Below are 15869 nucleotides of genomic sequence, written 5' to 3'. Positions count from 1 at the left end.
GGAAAATATTTCCGTCTCTAGTAATGGCGCGACGCCGATTGGCCCGCGCCGTGCAGGCGTGAGCCGAGCGGCTGTCCAATGCCAGGGATCAAGAAGCCTCAAGGAGCGCGCCGTGACAGTTGTTCTTCCCACGCCAGCCCAACTCCGCAGCGTCGCCGAGCAGTGCGGCCTCGCGCTGACCGACGCCGACGTCGCCTCGTTCCGCGGCCTCATGCAGGGCTCGATCGAAGCCTACAATCTCGTCGGCGCGATGCCGGACGAGGTGCCGGAGGTCAAATACCCGCGCACGCCGGGCTATCGGCCCTCGGCGGAGGAGAATCCGCGCAACGCCTGGTATCGCAAGTCGACGGTGAAGGGCGCCGCCAGCGGCAAGCTCAAGGGCAAGACGGTCGCGCTGAAAGACAATATCATGCTCGCGGGCGTTCCCATGATGAACGGCTCGGCAACGCTCGAGGGCTACATCCCCGATTTCGACGCCACCGTCGTCACGCGCATCCTGGACGCCGGTGGGGAAATCCTCGGCAAGACCCATTGTGAATCCTTCTGCATGTCCGGCGGTAGCCACACCGGCGCGGTCGGCGCGGTGCATAATCCCTACAAGATGGGCTATTCGGCCGGCGGCTCGTCCTCGGGATCAGGCGTCGTCGTCGCGCTTGGCGAAGCCGACATGGCGATGGGCGGCGATCAGGGCGGCTCGATCCGCATGCCGTCCTCATTCTGCGGCACCTACGGCATGAAGCCGACCTGGGGCCTCGTGCCCTACACCGGCATCATGCCGATCGAGATCTTCGTCGATCATACTGGTCCAATGACGGCCACTGTCGCCGACAACGCGCTCATGCTCGAAGTGATCGCCGGCGACGATGGCTACGATCCCCGCATCAAGGCTCCGAAGGTCGAGGAATACACCAAGGCGCTCGGCCAGGGCGTCAAGGGCATGAAGATCGGCATCTTGAAAGAAGGCTTTGAGCAGGCAACCGCCGAGTCCGCCGTGAATGAGAGCGTTCGTGAGGCCGCCAAGCGTTTCAAGGATCTCGGCGCCACGGTCGAGACCGTCTCGATCCCGATGCATCTCGTGGGACCCGCGATCTGGACCCCAATCGGCACCGAGGGCATGACCCAGACCATGATGTATGGCGACGGCTATGGCCTTAGCCGCTCTGATCTCTATTCGACCTCGCTGATGGATTTCCATCGCGGCTGGCGCCGGCAGGCCGATTCGCTGTCCGAGACGACCAAGCTGTTCCTGTTGCTCGGCACCTACATCAACAACAATTTTGGCCCACGCTACTATGGCAAGGCGCTCAATATCTCGCGGCGCCTGACTGCGGCCTACGACAAGGCCTTCAAGGACTATGATCTGCTCCTGCTGCCGACGACTCCGATGAAGGCGACCAAGCTGCCGGAGCCGACCGCGAGCCGTGAAGATTACGTTGCCCGCGCGCTGGAGATGATCTCCAACACCGCGCCGTTCGATATCACCCATCATCCCGCGATGTCGCTGCCCTGCGGCATGGTCGACGGTCTTCCCGTTGGCCTGATGCTGGTCGGCCGCTTGTTCGAGGAGTTCACCATCTATCGCGCCGCGCATGCTTTCGAGCAGATCGGCGACTGGAAGAAGATGTGAGGAGCAAGCACGTGCAGGCGGGGTGGGCTGCAGAGCGTTTTCCAGCGAAGTGGATACCGGTTCGCGTCAAGAAAACGCGTCAAAACAAGAAACCAACGCATGGCTAACGCATTCGTCGCGGCGTTCGAGATTCTGAGCTTTGGCGCGATCATCGTCCTGATCGTGCTGGGGCTCGGGATCATCGCCAGCATGATGGGCATCTTCAACTTCGCGCAGGGCGAGTTCGTCCTGCTCGGGGCCTACATCACCTATCTCGCCTACGCCAAGGGCCTGCCGATCTGGGCCGGCATGGTTGCGGCGCCCTTCGTGGTCGGTGCGCTTGGCTTCGTGCTGGAGGCGCTGATCATCCGCCGCTTCTATGCCGCGCCGATCGTGGCCATGCTCGGCACCTATGCGCTCGGCCTGATCATTCGCGAGGCCGTGCGCGGCCTGATCGGCGGCTTCTATCTCACCGTGCCTGAGCCGATCGGCGGCTCGATCGATATCGGCACCATGCACATCTCGGCGTGGCGCTTCACCATCATCGTCATCACGCTGCTGGTGATGGCCGCCTGCTATCTCCTGCTGTCACGTACCAGCTTCGGCTTGCGCATGCGTGCCACGCTGGAAAATCCGTCGCTGGCGCGTGCGTCGGGCATTTCCACGCCGTTGATGTACGGCGCCACCTTTGCCTTCGGATCAGCGCTTGCCGGTCTCGCCGGCGCACTGATCGTGCCGGTGTTCAGCCTCTACGCCGATCTCGGCATCCGCTTCCTGATCCAAGGTTTCGTCGCCGTCATGGTCGGCGGTATCGGTTCCTTCATCGGCCCCGTCGCCGGCGCCGGTGTGATCGGCACGCTCAGTGCCGCGCTGCCCTGGGTCATGGCGCCCGTGGTCGCCGACGTCCTCGTCTTCGTTCTCGCCATTGCTTTCATCAAATTCCGGCCGCAGGGCCTCATCGCTGGAAAAGGGGTTTAGTCATATGTTCGACAGTCAACTTTCGCGTCGCCGCTTTCTGTCCAATTTCGCCTTCGCGTCCGGTGCAGTCGCGACCGGCGTCGGCAGCTGGGTGATCCCCGCGCCCTGGGCCAATGCGGCCGAGGCTCCGATCAAGGTCGGCATCGCGACCGACCTCACCGGCCCGATCGCTTATGCCGGCAATGCCGATGCCAATGTCGCCAAGATGGTGATCAAGGAGATCAATACGGCCGGCGGCCTGCTCGGCCGTCCGCTCGAGCTCTACATCGAGGACACCGCGTCGAACGAATCGGTCGCCGTCGGCAACGTGCGCAAGCTGATCCAGCGCGACAAGGTCGACATGGTGCTCGGCGGCATCACTTCGTCGATGCGCAATGCGATCAAGGATCCGATCGTGGCGCGCGGCAAGACGCTCTACATCTATCCGCAGCTCTACGAAGGCAAGGAGTGCACGCCTTACCTGTTCTGCACCGGACCGACCCCGGCGCAGCAATGCGACGAGTTCATTCCCTGGCTGATCAAGAACGGCGGCAAGAAGTTCGCGCTGCCGAGCGCCAACTATGTCTGGCCGCATACGCTCAACGTCTACGCCCGCAAGGTGATCGAGCAGAACGGCGGCGAGGTCGTGTTCGAGGAATACTATCCGCTCGACCAGATCGACTTCTCCTCGACCGTCAACCGCATCATCTCCAACAAGGTCGACGTCGTCTTCAACACCGTCATTCCGCCGGGCGTCGGTCCGTTCTTCAAGCAGCTGTATGAAGCTGGCTTCCTCAAGAATGGCGGGCGTCTTGCCTGCGTCTACTATGACGAGAACACGCTCAACATCAACCAGGCCGCCGAGATCGAGGGCCTTGCGAGCTGCCTCGACTATTTCAAGGTGCTGACCAAGGAGAACCCGTTCGACGCCAAGATCCAGGCTGCCTACGAGAAGGATTTCCCCGGCAACTTCCTGTTCGCGGCCGGCAGCGCCGCGACCGGCACCTATCGCGGCCTCAAGCTGTGGGAAGCGGCGGTGAAGGAAGCCGGCAAGATCGACCGCGACTCGGTTGCCGCCGCGCTCGACCACGCCAAGATCGCCGAAGGTCCAGGCGGACCGGCCGAAATGGTGCCCGGCAAGCGGCACTGCAAGATGAAGATGTACACCGCGGTCGCCAAGGGCGGGAATTACGAGATCGTCGGACGCAGCGACGGCCTCGTCGATCCCAAGGAGTGCTAGCCTCCTTCACCTCTCCCCGCCGGGGAGAGGTACAGTGCCCGCCACAGGGACTTTAATTCGAAATGCTGAAAACTATGGGCGCAGTGAAACAGGCGATCCCCGCCGAGATCGGCGGGGAGATGGACGTCGCAATGGCTGAACGCGTCGCGACGGCACCGGCTGTCGCCGGACGAAAGATCCTGCCGATCGTGGAGGGCGTGGTGCTGGTCGCCGCGCTCGTAGCGCCGTTGCTGCTGCAGGATTATCTGACGGTGTTCGCGACGCGCGTGGTCATCCTCGCGCTGTTCGCGCTGTCGTTCGATCTGGTCTGGGGCTATGCCGGCATCATGAGCTTCGGCCAGGCCCTGTTCTTCGGCTCGGCCGGCTATGGCGTCGCGCTGCTCGCGCGTGATCTCGACATTACCAATATCTTCCTGGTGCTGCCGGCGGGGACACTCATCGGCCTCACCTTCTCGCTGCTGCTCGGCGGCTTCCTGCTGCTGGGCCGGCATCCCTCCAGCGTGATCTTCGTGTCGCTGGGCACGCTGACCGGTTCCTACGCCGCCGATCGCTTGGCGCGCGGCTGGTATTATCTCGGCGGCCAGAACGGCATTCCCTCGATTTCATCGATGACATCAGGTGGCTACGAATTCTCGGAAGGGCCAGCGTTCTACTACCTCGTCCTCGGCATCCTCATCGTCGTGTATCTGCTCTGTCGCTTTCTGGTGCGCTCGCAGTTTGGCCTTGCGCTTGCGGGCCTGCGCGAGAACGAGCAGCGCATCGCGTTCTTCGGCTACAAGGTGCAGCATCTGAAGGCGATCATCTTCGCGATCGGCGGCGCCATCGCGGGCCTCGCCGGCAGCCTCTATGCCTTCCACGAAGGCTTTGTCTGGCCCAACATGGTCGGCGTCGTGGTCTCGACGCAGGTGGTGCTCTACGTGCTGTTCGGCGGCTCCGGAACGCTGATCGGCGCCGTCATCGGCACCGTCATCGTCGAGGGTGTCAGCTTCTGGCTGTCGGATAATTATCGCGACATCTGGCCGATCATTTTGGGTCTGTTGCTGCTGCTCGTCATCTTGTTCCGGCCACTCGGCCTGATCAGTCTTGTCCTCGGCGAGCGCGAACGGGTCGGTCGCTTTGGTGCCAAGAGCCAGGAAAAGAGCAAGGAAAAGATCAAGGAGAAGCGCAATGCTCCTTGAAGCCGCAGGCATCTCAAAAATCTTCGGCAAGCTCACCGCGCTCGACGGCGCCGCACTCACCGTCGGCGAGAACGAGTTCCACGGCCTGATCGGCCCGAACGGCTCCGGCAAGAGCACGTTGATGAAATGCATCGCCGGAGCCGAGGTGCCGACGCAAGGCAAGGTGAGCTTCGTCAACACCGACATCACCGCGTTCACGCCGACCGAGCGGGCGCGCGCCGGCATGAGTCTGAAATTCCAGATCACGTCGGTGCTGCCGTCGCTGACGCTGTACGACAACATCCTGCTCGCGCTGCAGGCGCAGTCCTCGCTGCTCGATCTCGTGTTCTCGCGCACGCGGGGCGTGCTGCACGATCAGGTCATGACCATGCTGACCCAGTTCCGCCTTGCAGATCGCGCCTTCGATGCGGCGGCCGCGCTCTCGCATGGCCAGCAGCAATGGCTCGAGATCGCGATGGCGCTCGCGGGCAAGCCAAAACTTCTCTTGCTGGATGAGCCGACCGGCGGCATGAGCCTGGAGGAGCGCCGCGTTACCGGCGAATTGCTCCAGCCGATCAAAAAACATTGCTCGCTCGTCATCGTCGAGCATGACCTCGATTTCATCCGCGACATCTGTGATCGTCTGACCGTGCTCGATCAGGGCAAGGTGCTGGCCTCGGGCACCGTGCCGGAGATCCAGGCCAACACATCCGTCCAGGAGATTTATCTGCGCCGTGCCTGAATTTTTGGACATCAAGCATCTCGACGCCGGCTATGGCCGCAGCCAGGTCCTGTTCGACGTCACCCTCGGCATCCCCTGGCGCGGCGGCGTTGCCGTGCTGGGGCGCAACGGCGCCGGCAAGACCACGCTGATGAAGACCATCGTCGGCGAGCTGCCGGCGTGGAAGGGCGAGGTCGGCTTCGACGGCCGCGACATCAGCCGCCGGCGACCCGAGGAACGCGTCCGTGCCGGCATCGGCTACGTGCCGCAGGAGCATTCGGTGTTCGCGCGCCTGTCGGTGCGCGACAATCTCGCGGTCGGCTCGCTCTTTAACAAGGATGCGACTGCGGTCGACCGCGTGCTGGCGATCTTCCCGAAACTCGGCCAGCGCCTCGACCAGCCCGCCGGCACGCTCTCCGGCGGCGAGCGCAAGATGCTCGCCATCGGCCGCGCCATGTTAGGGGATCCAAAACTGCTGCTGCTGGACGAGCCGACCGAAGGCGTCTGGATCGGCGTGATCGAGGAGATCACCGAGCGCCTGATCGCGCTTGCGAAAGAGATCGCCGTCATCATCGTCGAGCAGCACCTCGACCTCGCGCTGCGCGTCGCCGATTACGCCTACGTGCTCGACCGCGGCCGCGTCGCGCTGCAAGGGCAGGCAGGCGAGGTGAGGGGCAATCCGGAGCTGATGCGGTATCTGGCGCCGTAGGGTTGGGCCACGTGTTTCCGATTCGATTGTCAAACAGCCATGACATCGCGATCCCGCGACGCTCTGCGCCCGGATTTTGTTCCGCTTTCGCGCCCTTCGAATCGGAAGGGCGCAGGGAAGGCCGGGTACCGGCTGGCACCCGCGAGCCCCTGTGCATGATGCGTAGGTAGACGCTCACAGGGGAGACACAGGTGCAGCCCGATAACCGGCCTTCCCTGCGCAGTGGTTTGACGGCTTATGTCGCGCTCTCCGCGGGGAGCGATGCACTATTGCCCCCGTCGCCTTGCGGCTTGCCGATGCGGCCATCCGGTTGGACGACGCGCACCACCGCAAGAACTTGACGCACAGCATTCGGGCGCCAGGACCACACGATTTTGCCGTACGCAGGACCGCCCGTCTTCGCCCTGTCGGGCTTGTCCGGGCGCAGCGCCGTCGTACCGCGCCTGCGTATCGCTCACGGGGACTACCCGCCCTGCGACCGCATCTGGCGCCAACGCCGCCCGCGTCCACCGCAACCCACCCCACGAACCGTGACGATCGCGACCCGCCCCTTCCGGAGGGATGAGATGGCGAGCAGCATAAGGTGTTTCGGGGTTCGGGTAAAGAGAAATTTTATTTATCCGAAGGGGTTGAACTTGAGCAAGGGGTGTCGCGCTCGCCGACATAGAGCCGCTAACGCCAATCTCCACTTCTGCAATATCTTGTCGACTATCTCTTTCACCCGACGCAGAATTCCGACGAACCTTATCGCGGTTCTGCGAAATAGGTCGTTGGCGTCATGAGAAGTGCACCGTCAAGTGGTGGAGCTATCTCGAACATCTGCGCGCCCTCAGCAAGCCGAGCCTCATAACTTAAGCGGCAGTTGCCAAAAGTCGACGAGCTACACGACCTGAGACTATATCCGACTGAGCCACGCGCGCGTCCAGCCGCGCCCTAGAAAGCAAAATCACGTTTTGTTCGCCCTTTTCCCGTTGAAACACTGCTCAAAGGTCGAGATTAAGGATAGCCACCATGTATACATGCTTTTTGCGATAAACCTCCTTGATCATTGATGTCCAAAGTCCGTCCAAAGCTACTACTGCTTTTCGTGCATGGCCTTGGCGGCGGTGAAGGTACGTGGGGCGCTTTCAAAGCCTTGATCGAAGCGGATGAAAGTCTCAGGGATTCTGTTGAGACAGCTTTCTTTACGTTCCCCACTAGCGCCTTACGGATTCCGTTCGTTTCAAGTTGGATTTCTCTTCCAATCCAAGATCTCGCCGACGCACTCCGTACTGAGATCGATTATAAATATGGGTCTTACGAGAAGATTATTCTTGTCACTCACAGCCTCGGCGGTCTTGTTGGAAAGCACTATCTCATTGATGCGTTGAAGGCGTCTCGTCCGTTGAGAGTAGTTGCGGTCTTGTTCTTTGCAACGCCGCATACCGGGGCCGAACTAGCAAGCGCCGCATCTGCTCTATCGTCGGAACATCCGCATCTACGTCAGCTCAAAACCAACTCCGACTTCGCTACGCTGGTAGCGCGGGACTGGATAACGTTGAAATGCGAATCAAAAGTTCGCACGACGTACATTGTTGCGGGTCAGGACGCGATCGTTTCCACCGAAAGCGCGAGCGGGCCGCCTGGTGCAAGTCGTGAGGTTATTCCAAGGTGCGGCCATATTGACGTAGTTAAGCCTGCTTCCGACAATGATATTTCGTTTTTGATTGTTCGACGAATTGCTATCGAATTCTTGCGCGATAGAAACGAAGAGCTGACGCAACTTGCGCAGGCGATTGCCGAGGGGAACGAATACGCTGCGGCGCATCTCGTCGCCAGTAAAGGGCGAAGCTGGATCGAAACGGCGGAGAGCGATCGAGCAATTGAGCTCTTTGGACAGGTAGTTGAACGTTTCCAATCTAGTTCTCCCGCTTTCATTTGGAGTGCTTATTTGATGGCGCTCGCAAGACTGTTTCGGTTTCGAGAGAACTCGTCTACGGCATTTGATAGGATTTCTGAGCACGAGGCAGGAGTCCTGGGTTTGCGTCCCCTCATTCTTGCGGAAAAGATGGAGTTTGCTCGTAAGAGAGGTGATCGGAACGCCGCATTGGGCTTTGGGAATGAACTGCTCCAGTTGTTGCCGGACGATGAGGTTCCATCCGAAGCGGGTGCATCGTACGCGATAGGAACGGCACATTTCATACTCGGCAACTTGCTGAGGTTCGGTGGCAACTATCACCAAGCGAAGTTAGCCATTTCGAAGGCGCGACGGTTCTTTAGGCCAACGATTCTATCCCATCAGATTGAGCTAGCTCATTGTCACTATGCTCTTGCAATTTGCAGTTCGATGACTGGCGTCTCGCATGAGGAAGCGCTGGCGCCTGCAATAGGACCTGAGCTACGGCCATTTGCCGAGGCGTTGCTCACACTAGTCAATTCTCACTCTGAATGGGCGATGGGTCGGCTGAGCGAGGCGGCAGACCTGGCGAGTCACGCTTCAGAAGCATTCAGCCAAATTCGATATGTGTCGTACGCTAACAGGGCCCAGAAACTGGAATCCCTGCTTCAGGTTTGGAGGCGTCTCGACCTGGGAGGCTCGCCTGATCGCGCTGTTGCGCTCGCGCCCGACCACGCAACTCTAGTTCGAGCAATGCTGGGTGATCAAAATGCTCGCGGTTCGCTCCTCGATCACATTCACGTAATGCGGCCCTCCGAACTCCTTGGCTTGTTACAGTTCGCGAGCGCCTACAACGCGAACTGGGCCGAGAATATCGGCGAGCTACGCCATCCGCCTGTGCTGGTACTGGAGGAGAGACGGCTGCGTTGGGAGTCGAGCCGCTCCTACTCGCTTGCTGATTGTGATCGGAAGCTGCGACTGCTAATGAATGTGCCCCAAGAGATTCTTGTTCCTCTGATTGCAGACTAGTTGTTGTGCATGTTTTTTGCCTTGGGTTGCTCGGAGATGACTATGTCAGGTGAGGCTTTAACGAGGGAAGAAATTGAGTTTCTAAAGCAGCGCGAGTTATTTGTGCCTGCCGCATTGGACTCGCTCGGCTGGGATTCGCTTGATGAAGTGCCAGAATTGACTCGACAGCTAACGTACCCGTTGCGTCCCACTCTCATTAGGGACTATCGGAATCTAGCTAAGGAGGAAATCGCTGCTATAGCGTCATCGTTTTACGGGTTGCCTGGCGTGGCGCACTACATTGTGCTGAACCCTGATGCAGAGAGCAGTACATCACACCCGCTCCTCGAAATCGCAAAGCAGTTGGAGGACGTGCTGCCTCTAAAACATCCGGTCGAACATCCAATGGAAAAGCACCAGGAAGCGATCGCTCGTTTTGGGGAGCCGGACGGAACATTGAAGATATACGACCTCGAAACTCGGGATGGAACCACCGGGTACCGTGAGCAAGCCGAAACATCGGAAATGTTCGATGCGCATAATGATGGGCTCGGCTACGCTGGTGCTGTCGAGGCATTTATTTTGCACGCCGACGCTCCGCCACTCTGGGGCGGCTATACGTATTTCTCCAATATGATTGCTTTGTCATTGCTCTTAGCCCGTCTGGACGCAGAGGCGTTTGATAGTTTGTTTCTTCCTGACGCCATCACGGCTCTGCGACCGCGTGGGAAAGGAGCAATAAGAGTGACCAGTCCGGTGTTGTTCATGAACGAGCATGGGAGACCGCAAAACTTCTTTCGCGTTCAAACTGGAGAGTACAGGATTACCTGGAGAGAAAATTGTCCAGAACTCGATCGAGCTAGAGCGTTCCTTATGGCCCACGTTCAGCCCTTCTCGGCTGGCACGAGCTTCGTCCATCTTGATCGGAAAGGCTCTGGTTGTATCGCGCGAAATCACTGGGTGGTCCACGGCAGAACGCCCTTTATCAATGGCGACGATCGCTTCAACACCAGGGTGTTGGCTCGCAAATGGTTCATGAGTGCACCGGAGCATGCGAGCTACAAACATGTTCCAGGCATGCACATCATGGAGAGATATGCCTCAATCTACCCTGAACGATTTGGGGCCGAGCGATTGATCGGTGATTGGCATTTCGACCCGGTGAGTGGAGAAAATGTCAGGATTAGCTAATCCAAAGGCCGGGTCACAGGCGCAGCTCTCATTTGATCGGCTCCTGAGCAGCCCGCGCTTGTTTGCTGTAGACGAACTAGCGTGCAAAGTTTCCGCGGATGTGATCCGGTCGGTGCGTTGTTCGACCAGGGAGACGGCTTCTGGCGAGAAGCCTTTATTGTTCCTGATTTCACTCGCGGCCATTTGCCATCAAATGAACTGGGACTTTCTAAGCCGTCGAATGCAGGCGTACTTTGAGACCAAATCTATCGATGGCATTGCGCTCTCATCAATAAGCTCTCGCACGATCTCGGAGCTCTTGGCTGGCTATCATAGGCCTGAGCGCATTCGCGCGACTGAGCGAGCCAATCTACTAAGAGATGTTGGGGCTGTTATTGTCGCTCGATATCACAATGATCCTGCCAACTTGATTGCTGCGACGAAAGGCCGTCTTTACGGTGAAGGCGGACTCCTGTCGTTGCTTGACGGCTTTATAGCGTTTCGTGAAGATCCCTTGCGAAAAAAATCTAACGTGCTGATACACGAGTTGGTGCGGGAGGATGTGGCGTCCTTTGACGACGAGAGCGATATTGCTCCCGCTATCGATTACCACATAATGCGGCTTTACCTCCGCACCGGACGCGTGGTCCCCGTGCATGCGGCGACTCTAAGCTTGCTGCAAGCAGACTCCTATCCCAGGCCAAGGCTTGTTAAGTTGTTGCGTCAGGCGGTTAGCGATGCGCTATCGCTCACATCGTTTTATGCCGCAATTTCGATCCCTGAACTGAATACTATCGAGTGGCAAATAGGCAGAGAAATCTGTGATCGTGCGCAGCCGCACTGCCAATCGGTTGAGAAAGCAGTTCCGAGCACGCGGATTGAGGCGGGCCAGCCGTGCCCAAATTCAGTGTTTTGCCGTGCGTTTCACGATGTGGCTTGGCGATCTCTGCGCGAGCCGGATCTTAGGAAGCGCTTCTACTAGCTAGCGAGAAAAATACACCACCGATTCGCCGAGTATTTTTTCTGGCGCATACAGTGTCTGCGCTGGACTCAATCTACCCATATGAGCTTTTACAGAGGTGGTTCGAACGATGCTCGACTCAAAGCCAGCATTGTTCAGCATTTCGGCGCAGATCTGTGGGGTTGGAATCTTGATGTCCTTATAAAAGGAATCTTGAAGGACAACGATGCCTTCGGCTCGATCTTTCATCAATCGCGCCAACTGAAGGATCGTCGCCGAAAGCCGCCGGAAATAGTCCGCATGTATGTGATAGTAGTATCGTTGCGAGGCATAACTCGCATGATTGTAAATGCTGTTTAGCGTTTCTCTACAACGGTCGCCCCAACCCTCTGTTTGTTCCGTGTGATACTTTCTGACTGCCCTTGTTGTTCCGATCATGTCGCTCCTAAGTTGATCAAGATTGAACGGAATCAGGTGTTGTAGGACGGATAATTCCGGAAGATGAGCAACGACGTAGTCAAGCCGGTTCATATAGGGCGGCGAGGTCAAGCAAAGGTCATATCGCTTCGTTGTCTTGAGCGTTGTGAAATCGTGTTGTTGAATCGTGATATCTTTGCGACCTGCTTCGGGCGCGCTCAGTAGATCGTGTGAGATCGTTTTCGCCCAATTGGCCGCGGAAATTCTTAAAGAGGCCTGGGACGATTCAGTTTGACTTTCGACCCTTCGATACCAAATGGGATTGCTGCCCTTCTCAAGTCGGGTCGAATCTCTGGCTCCGAGAGCCATGCTAAGAAGGGCAACAACCTCCGAGTCGAACCGACCGGTTGTATCGTTCATCAGCTTCCGCCATAGAGTTTGTGGCGTAACACTTCGGCCTTTGCATATTGCTTGAACGACGCCTTCTACGTACGAAGCATCGTTGGGTCGAAGTACATCCTTGGACGAATGTCGGTCCTCGTGTGTCGAAGACTTGGTCTTCAAGTATTTGAATACCAATCGTTCATCAGGCCTCCATGCGATTCGAGAGCGACTTAGCAGAAGGGAAAAGGGGCTGATATCAACCCCGTGACCGCCGCACCCGAGTAAGGAACAGGCGAGTAGCGAAGTCCCCGACCCCACGAAGGGATCGAGCACCATCGCCTTCCTGGTGACTCCAAGTCGCAGGAGGGCTTGGATGGCAAAATCCACCGAATATCCGGTGTAGGTGTAAGCCCAGGAAAAAGGATCGCTCTTCTTAGGACGCTTTACTTTGGCGCTCGGAAGGTCGTCCCACCTATTCGATCTGGTCAATGGCAGTTCGGGTTGGGCTTCCCCAACGATTTTCATTGCTGCCATCCCGGCACTGGGCAAGCGCTTCATCGCTTAGGGACACCGCTATTCTATGCTTCAGCGGTATACTGAAGTTATTGTGCCGCCTTCGTCCCCAGTTTGGCATTCACGGGAGAGCTTAACCACAGAAATCAGCGCTCGCTGGATCAATCCACCACAGCTGTCTGTGTCGGTGTAGAAGTGTAGCAGACTGCCGCTCTTACTTCATCGCGCTGAATCGGCTGTCGAACGAGTTCGACGACATCACTGGCGCAGCGCCGGCGAGCTGGCCGCCGCCGCTGCTCGTGCCCTCAGCCGCACCATCGTTGATCGACGGCTTCAGCGCGGGACGGGTTGCGGCGACCCTGGTTTCGGCAGGCTTGGCAGCAGGCTCGGCAGCCTTGGTGGCTGCAACAGTGCTGTCCTTGGACTTGTCGTGGCCTGGCACGAAGCGGGTCACCGCGGCCTTTAGCCTGGAAGCGGCGGTCGCCGGCGTCGTGGTCGCAGGTGCCGGGGTCACCGACGCGGTCGCTTGCGGCGGCGGCGTGGTCGCCGTGGTGTCGGCGGTGCCGAGGCCCATCTTGCGGCCGAGATTGGAGAAGAAGCCGCCGGACTTCTCAGGCGCAGCCGCCGAGGCGACGCGGGTGTTGGTCGCGGGTGCGCTCACCGCGACGACCGGCTCTTCCTGCGGGGCGGCGGCGACAGGCTCAAAGTTCGGCTTCGGCGGGTTGACAGTGCCGGGAATGGTGCCCGGTGCCTTCGACATCGCCAGCATCTGCAGCGTATTGCCTTCGGCGCCTTCCGACAGGCCGGTCGAGCCTTCCGGAATCTTGGACGCGAACACCTTGTTCATGCCGCCGTCGATGCCGGTGTTCATGCGCGCCACCGGCGTGCCGCGGGCAACGAGCTTGGCGTACTCGGCCTCGTCACGCTGCTGCTTTTCGGCGACGGCGCTGGCGATGTCCTCGGGGATCACATAGGCCGGGCACTTGGCGGAGGCGTCGAACACGGGATCGCGCTTGGCATCGGGTGCCTTGGCTGCGTCGAACACGTACTTCTTCTCGCAGAAGTCGACCTTCGGCTCCTGCCGCGTCACCTCGAAATGATCATAGCCTTCCTTGATCATCTTCCAGAAGGCCATGTTCGGATTGTTGCGGTGCTTGGCCATGTTCACCGGCGTCATCCGGAACGGATAGGCTTGGAACTGGAATGCCTTCTGGCCGCCGAAGAAGGATTCGCGGCCGAGCGAATAGATCTCGGCGATCTGCTCGTCCGTCATCGCGTAGCAGCCGCGCGACGAGCAATCGCCGTGCACCATCAGCTGCGAACCGGTGCGGCCGAGCGCCTTGTCGAACGCGTTGGGGAAGCCGGTGTTGAACGAGAGGTAATAGGCCGATTGCGGATTCATCTGGCTCGGATTGATCGAGTAGAATCCCTCCGGCGCCTGGCGGTCGCCTTCGCGCACCTTCGGACCGAGGTCGCCCGACCAGCGGCAGATCGGATAGGTCTTGAGCAGCGCGAACTGGCCGGAGCGGGTCTGCTTCCAGATCTCGAGCTCGGCCTCCTGCTTGAACAGGCGAACCAGGATTGGCGAGTTCAGATCCATGTCCTTCTCGCCCATCGCGGCGATGAGCTTGGGCGGGACCGGCTGGTTGGCCTTGGCGTTGGTCGCCAGCGACACCTGATCGGTATCGCAGCCGGCCAGCACAATGCTGGCGGCAAGCGCAACCGAAGCCAGGAGCACGCGAGCAAGCGAACGAGAATTCAAGATGGACCCCACAACGTGCCGGGCAGAGAGCGCGAACCCCGAATTTTGGAGCATGGCCTGACCGGAAATCCGGACGTTTTCAGACCAAGCCCCAGCAGCGCTTATGCCCTGAAGCCATTGATTAAAATTCTAACCTCCGCACCATCAGGTCGCAACCCGACCTGAAATCACGAGCCCGTTGGCGAGGCGGCGTGGTCAACAGAGACTTAAACTGGGCCTTAACTTGGGCTTTTCAGCCAAGCCAGTACTGAGATCGCCGATTTGGGCAAAAAAAGGGTTAATGCGGGGTTACCGGGGCGCTCCAGCGGAGCTCTCTCGTGCCCCGGACGCGGCGCAGCGCCCCTTGGCTCTGCGCTCCGCTTCGCTGCGCTTGTCCGGGACACAGAATCGCTCCGAATCAGCCCAGTTTCCGGCCGATATCGAGGAATTTCTGCCGGCGCTGCTTGCGGATGGCCTCGCCGTCCAGGCCGCGCAGCTCGTCGAAGGCCTTGGCGATGGCGTCACCGGTGGTGGCGATCATGGCGGCGGGATCACGGTGGGCGCCGCCGACCGGCTCCTTCAGGATGCTGTCGATCACCCCGAAACGGAGCATGTCCTGGGCGGTGATCTTCATGTTGTTGGCGGCTTCCTGCGCCTTGCTGCCGTCGCGCCAGAGGATCGAGGAGGCGGCTTCCGGCGAGATCACGCTGTAGATCGCGTGCTCCAGCATCAGCACCTTGTTCGCGGTGGTGATGGCGATGGCGCCGCCCGACATGCCCTCGCCGGTGATGATGGCGACGTTCGGCACGGTCAGCGCCATGCACGCATCGGTCGAGCGCGCGATGGCCTCGGCTTGTCCCCGCTCCTCGGCACCGATGCCGGGATAGGCGCCGGCGGAATCGGCGAGCGACAGCACCGGCAGGCCGAACCGCTCCGCCATCTCCATCAGCCGCACGCATTTGCGATAGCCCTCGGGTCGCGCCATGCCAAAATTGTGCTTGATGCGGCTCTCGGTGGAATCGCCCTTTTCCTGGCCCATCACGCAGATGGCTTCGCCGCGGAAGCGGCCGAAGCCTGCGACCAGCGCCTCGTCCTCGCCGAACTTGCGGTCGCCGGCGAGGGGGGTGAATTCGGTGATCAGGCCCTTGATGAAGTCGTTGAAATGCGGCCGCTGCGGATGCCGCGCGACCAGCGTCTTCTGCCACGGCGTCAGATTTTGATAGAGGTCGGCGAGCGCCTGCGCGGCCTTGTCCTCGATCCGGCCGATCTCCTCGGCAATGTCGGTGCCGGAGGCGGCCAGCGTCCTGAGCTCATCGACCTTGGAATCGAGCTCGGCGACGGGCTTTTCGAAATCGAGATAGCTACGCATCTGGTCTGGCATCGTTTCAATATAGGGGGACGGGACGACG

Annotated in this window: 12 protein-coding genes; 9 read left to right on the top strand and 3 right to left on the bottom strand. The window is 59.6% G+C overall.

The genetic code is table 11. The annotated features are described in order from the left end of the window. The first annotated feature begins 112 nt into the window (after nucleotides 1–112). The 9 genes from M2427_RS19475 to M2427_RS19435 all read left to right on the top strand — a co-directional run bounded on the left by M2427_RS19475 (nucleotide 113) and on the right by M2427_RS19435 (nucleotide 11426). Nucleotides 113–1627 carry an amidase gene (locus M2427_RS19475; RefSeq protein ID WP_280708166.1) on the top strand — a complete coding sequence of 505 codons (1515 nt, stop codon included), beginning with the start codon at nucleotides 113–115 and terminating at the stop codon, nucleotides 1625–1627. Between the two features lie 99 nt (nucleotides 1628–1726). Further along, the gene (locus tag M2427_RS19470) at nucleotides 1727–2584 is read left to right on the top strand and encodes a branched-chain amino acid ABC transporter permease (protein ID WP_280708165.1); all 858 of its coding nucleotides are present in this window, start codon (nucleotides 1727–1729) and stop codon (nucleotides 2582–2584) included. 4 nt (nucleotides 2585–2588) lie between these two features. Next, complete coding sequence (locus tag M2427_RS19465) at nucleotides 2589–3803, top strand: substrate-binding protein (protein ID WP_280708164.1); 1215 nt, start codon at nucleotides 2589–2591, stop codon at nucleotides 3801–3803. Between the two features lie 62 nt (nucleotides 3804–3865). Further along, the gene (locus M2427_RS19460; RefSeq protein ID WP_280708162.1) at nucleotides 3866–4981 is read left to right on the top strand and encodes a branched-chain amino acid ABC transporter permease; all 1116 of its coding nucleotides are present in this window, start codon (nucleotides 3866–3868) and stop codon (nucleotides 4979–4981) included. Further along, entirely contained in the window at nucleotides 4971–5702 is a 732-nt protein-coding gene (locus M2427_RS19455; protein WP_280708161.1) for an ABC transporter ATP-binding protein, read from the top strand. Before M2427_RS19460 ends, M2427_RS19455 begins: the two co-directional genes overlap by 11 nt. Next, nucleotides 5695–6390: an ABC transporter ATP-binding protein gene (locus M2427_RS19450; RefSeq protein ID WP_280708160.1), complete on the top strand. Its 696-nt coding sequence runs from the start codon at nucleotides 5695–5697 to the stop codon at nucleotides 6388–6390. The genes M2427_RS19455 and M2427_RS19450 overlap by 8 nt, the downstream gene beginning before the upstream one ends. A 1051-nt stretch (nucleotides 6391–7441) precedes the next feature. Next, nucleotides 7442–9295 (top strand): alpha/beta fold hydrolase, encoded by a 1854-nt coding sequence (locus M2427_RS19445; RefSeq protein WP_280708159.1) that lies wholly within the window; start codon nucleotides 7442–7444, stop codon nucleotides 9293–9295. A gap of 42 nt (nucleotides 9296–9337) precedes the next feature. Then, nucleotides 9338–10465 (top strand): TauD/TfdA family dioxygenase, encoded by a 1128-nt coding sequence (locus tag M2427_RS19440; RefSeq protein WP_280708158.1) that lies wholly within the window; start codon nucleotides 9338–9340, stop codon nucleotides 10463–10465. Beyond that, a complete protein-coding gene (locus tag M2427_RS19435) occupies nucleotides 10449–11426 on the top strand; it encodes a hypothetical protein (RefSeq protein WP_280708156.1) in 978 nt (325 codons plus the stop codon). The genes M2427_RS19440 and M2427_RS19435 overlap by 17 nt, the downstream gene beginning before the upstream one ends. Here the strand turns inward: M2427_RS19435 and M2427_RS19430 are convergent, their stop codons facing one another. The 3 genes from M2427_RS19430 to M2427_RS19420 all read right to left on the bottom strand — a co-directional run bounded on the left by M2427_RS19430 (nucleotide 11427) and on the right by M2427_RS19420 (nucleotide 15841). Continuing rightward, nucleotides 11427–12242 carry a hypothetical protein gene (locus M2427_RS19430; RefSeq protein ID WP_280708155.1) on the bottom strand — a complete coding sequence of 272 codons (816 nt, stop codon included), beginning with the start codon at nucleotides 12240–12242 and terminating at the stop codon, nucleotides 11427–11429. Between the two features lie 691 nt (nucleotides 12243–12933). Next, nucleotides 12934–14481 carry a murein L,D-transpeptidase family protein gene (locus tag M2427_RS19425; RefSeq protein WP_280708154.1) on the bottom strand — a complete coding sequence of 516 codons (1548 nt, stop codon included), beginning with the start codon at nucleotides 14479–14481 and terminating at the stop codon, nucleotides 12934–12936. A 397-nt stretch (nucleotides 14482–14878) separates the two neighbouring features. Further along, nucleotides 14879–15841: an acetyl-CoA carboxylase carboxyltransferase subunit alpha gene (locus tag M2427_RS19420; protein WP_280708153.1), complete on the bottom strand. Its 963-nt coding sequence runs from the start codon at nucleotides 15839–15841 to the stop codon at nucleotides 14879–14881. Between the last annotated feature and the right edge of the window lie 28 nt (nucleotides 15842–15869).

It is taken from the genome of Bradyrhizobium sp. BR13661 (assembly GCF_029892425.1).
In the GTDB taxonomy this organism is placed as follows: Bacteria; Pseudomonadota; Alphaproteobacteria; order Rhizobiales; family Xanthobacteraceae; genus Bradyrhizobium.
Note: the sequence above shows the minus strand (reverse complement) of the source record. Positions and strands in the feature narration are given on the sequence as shown.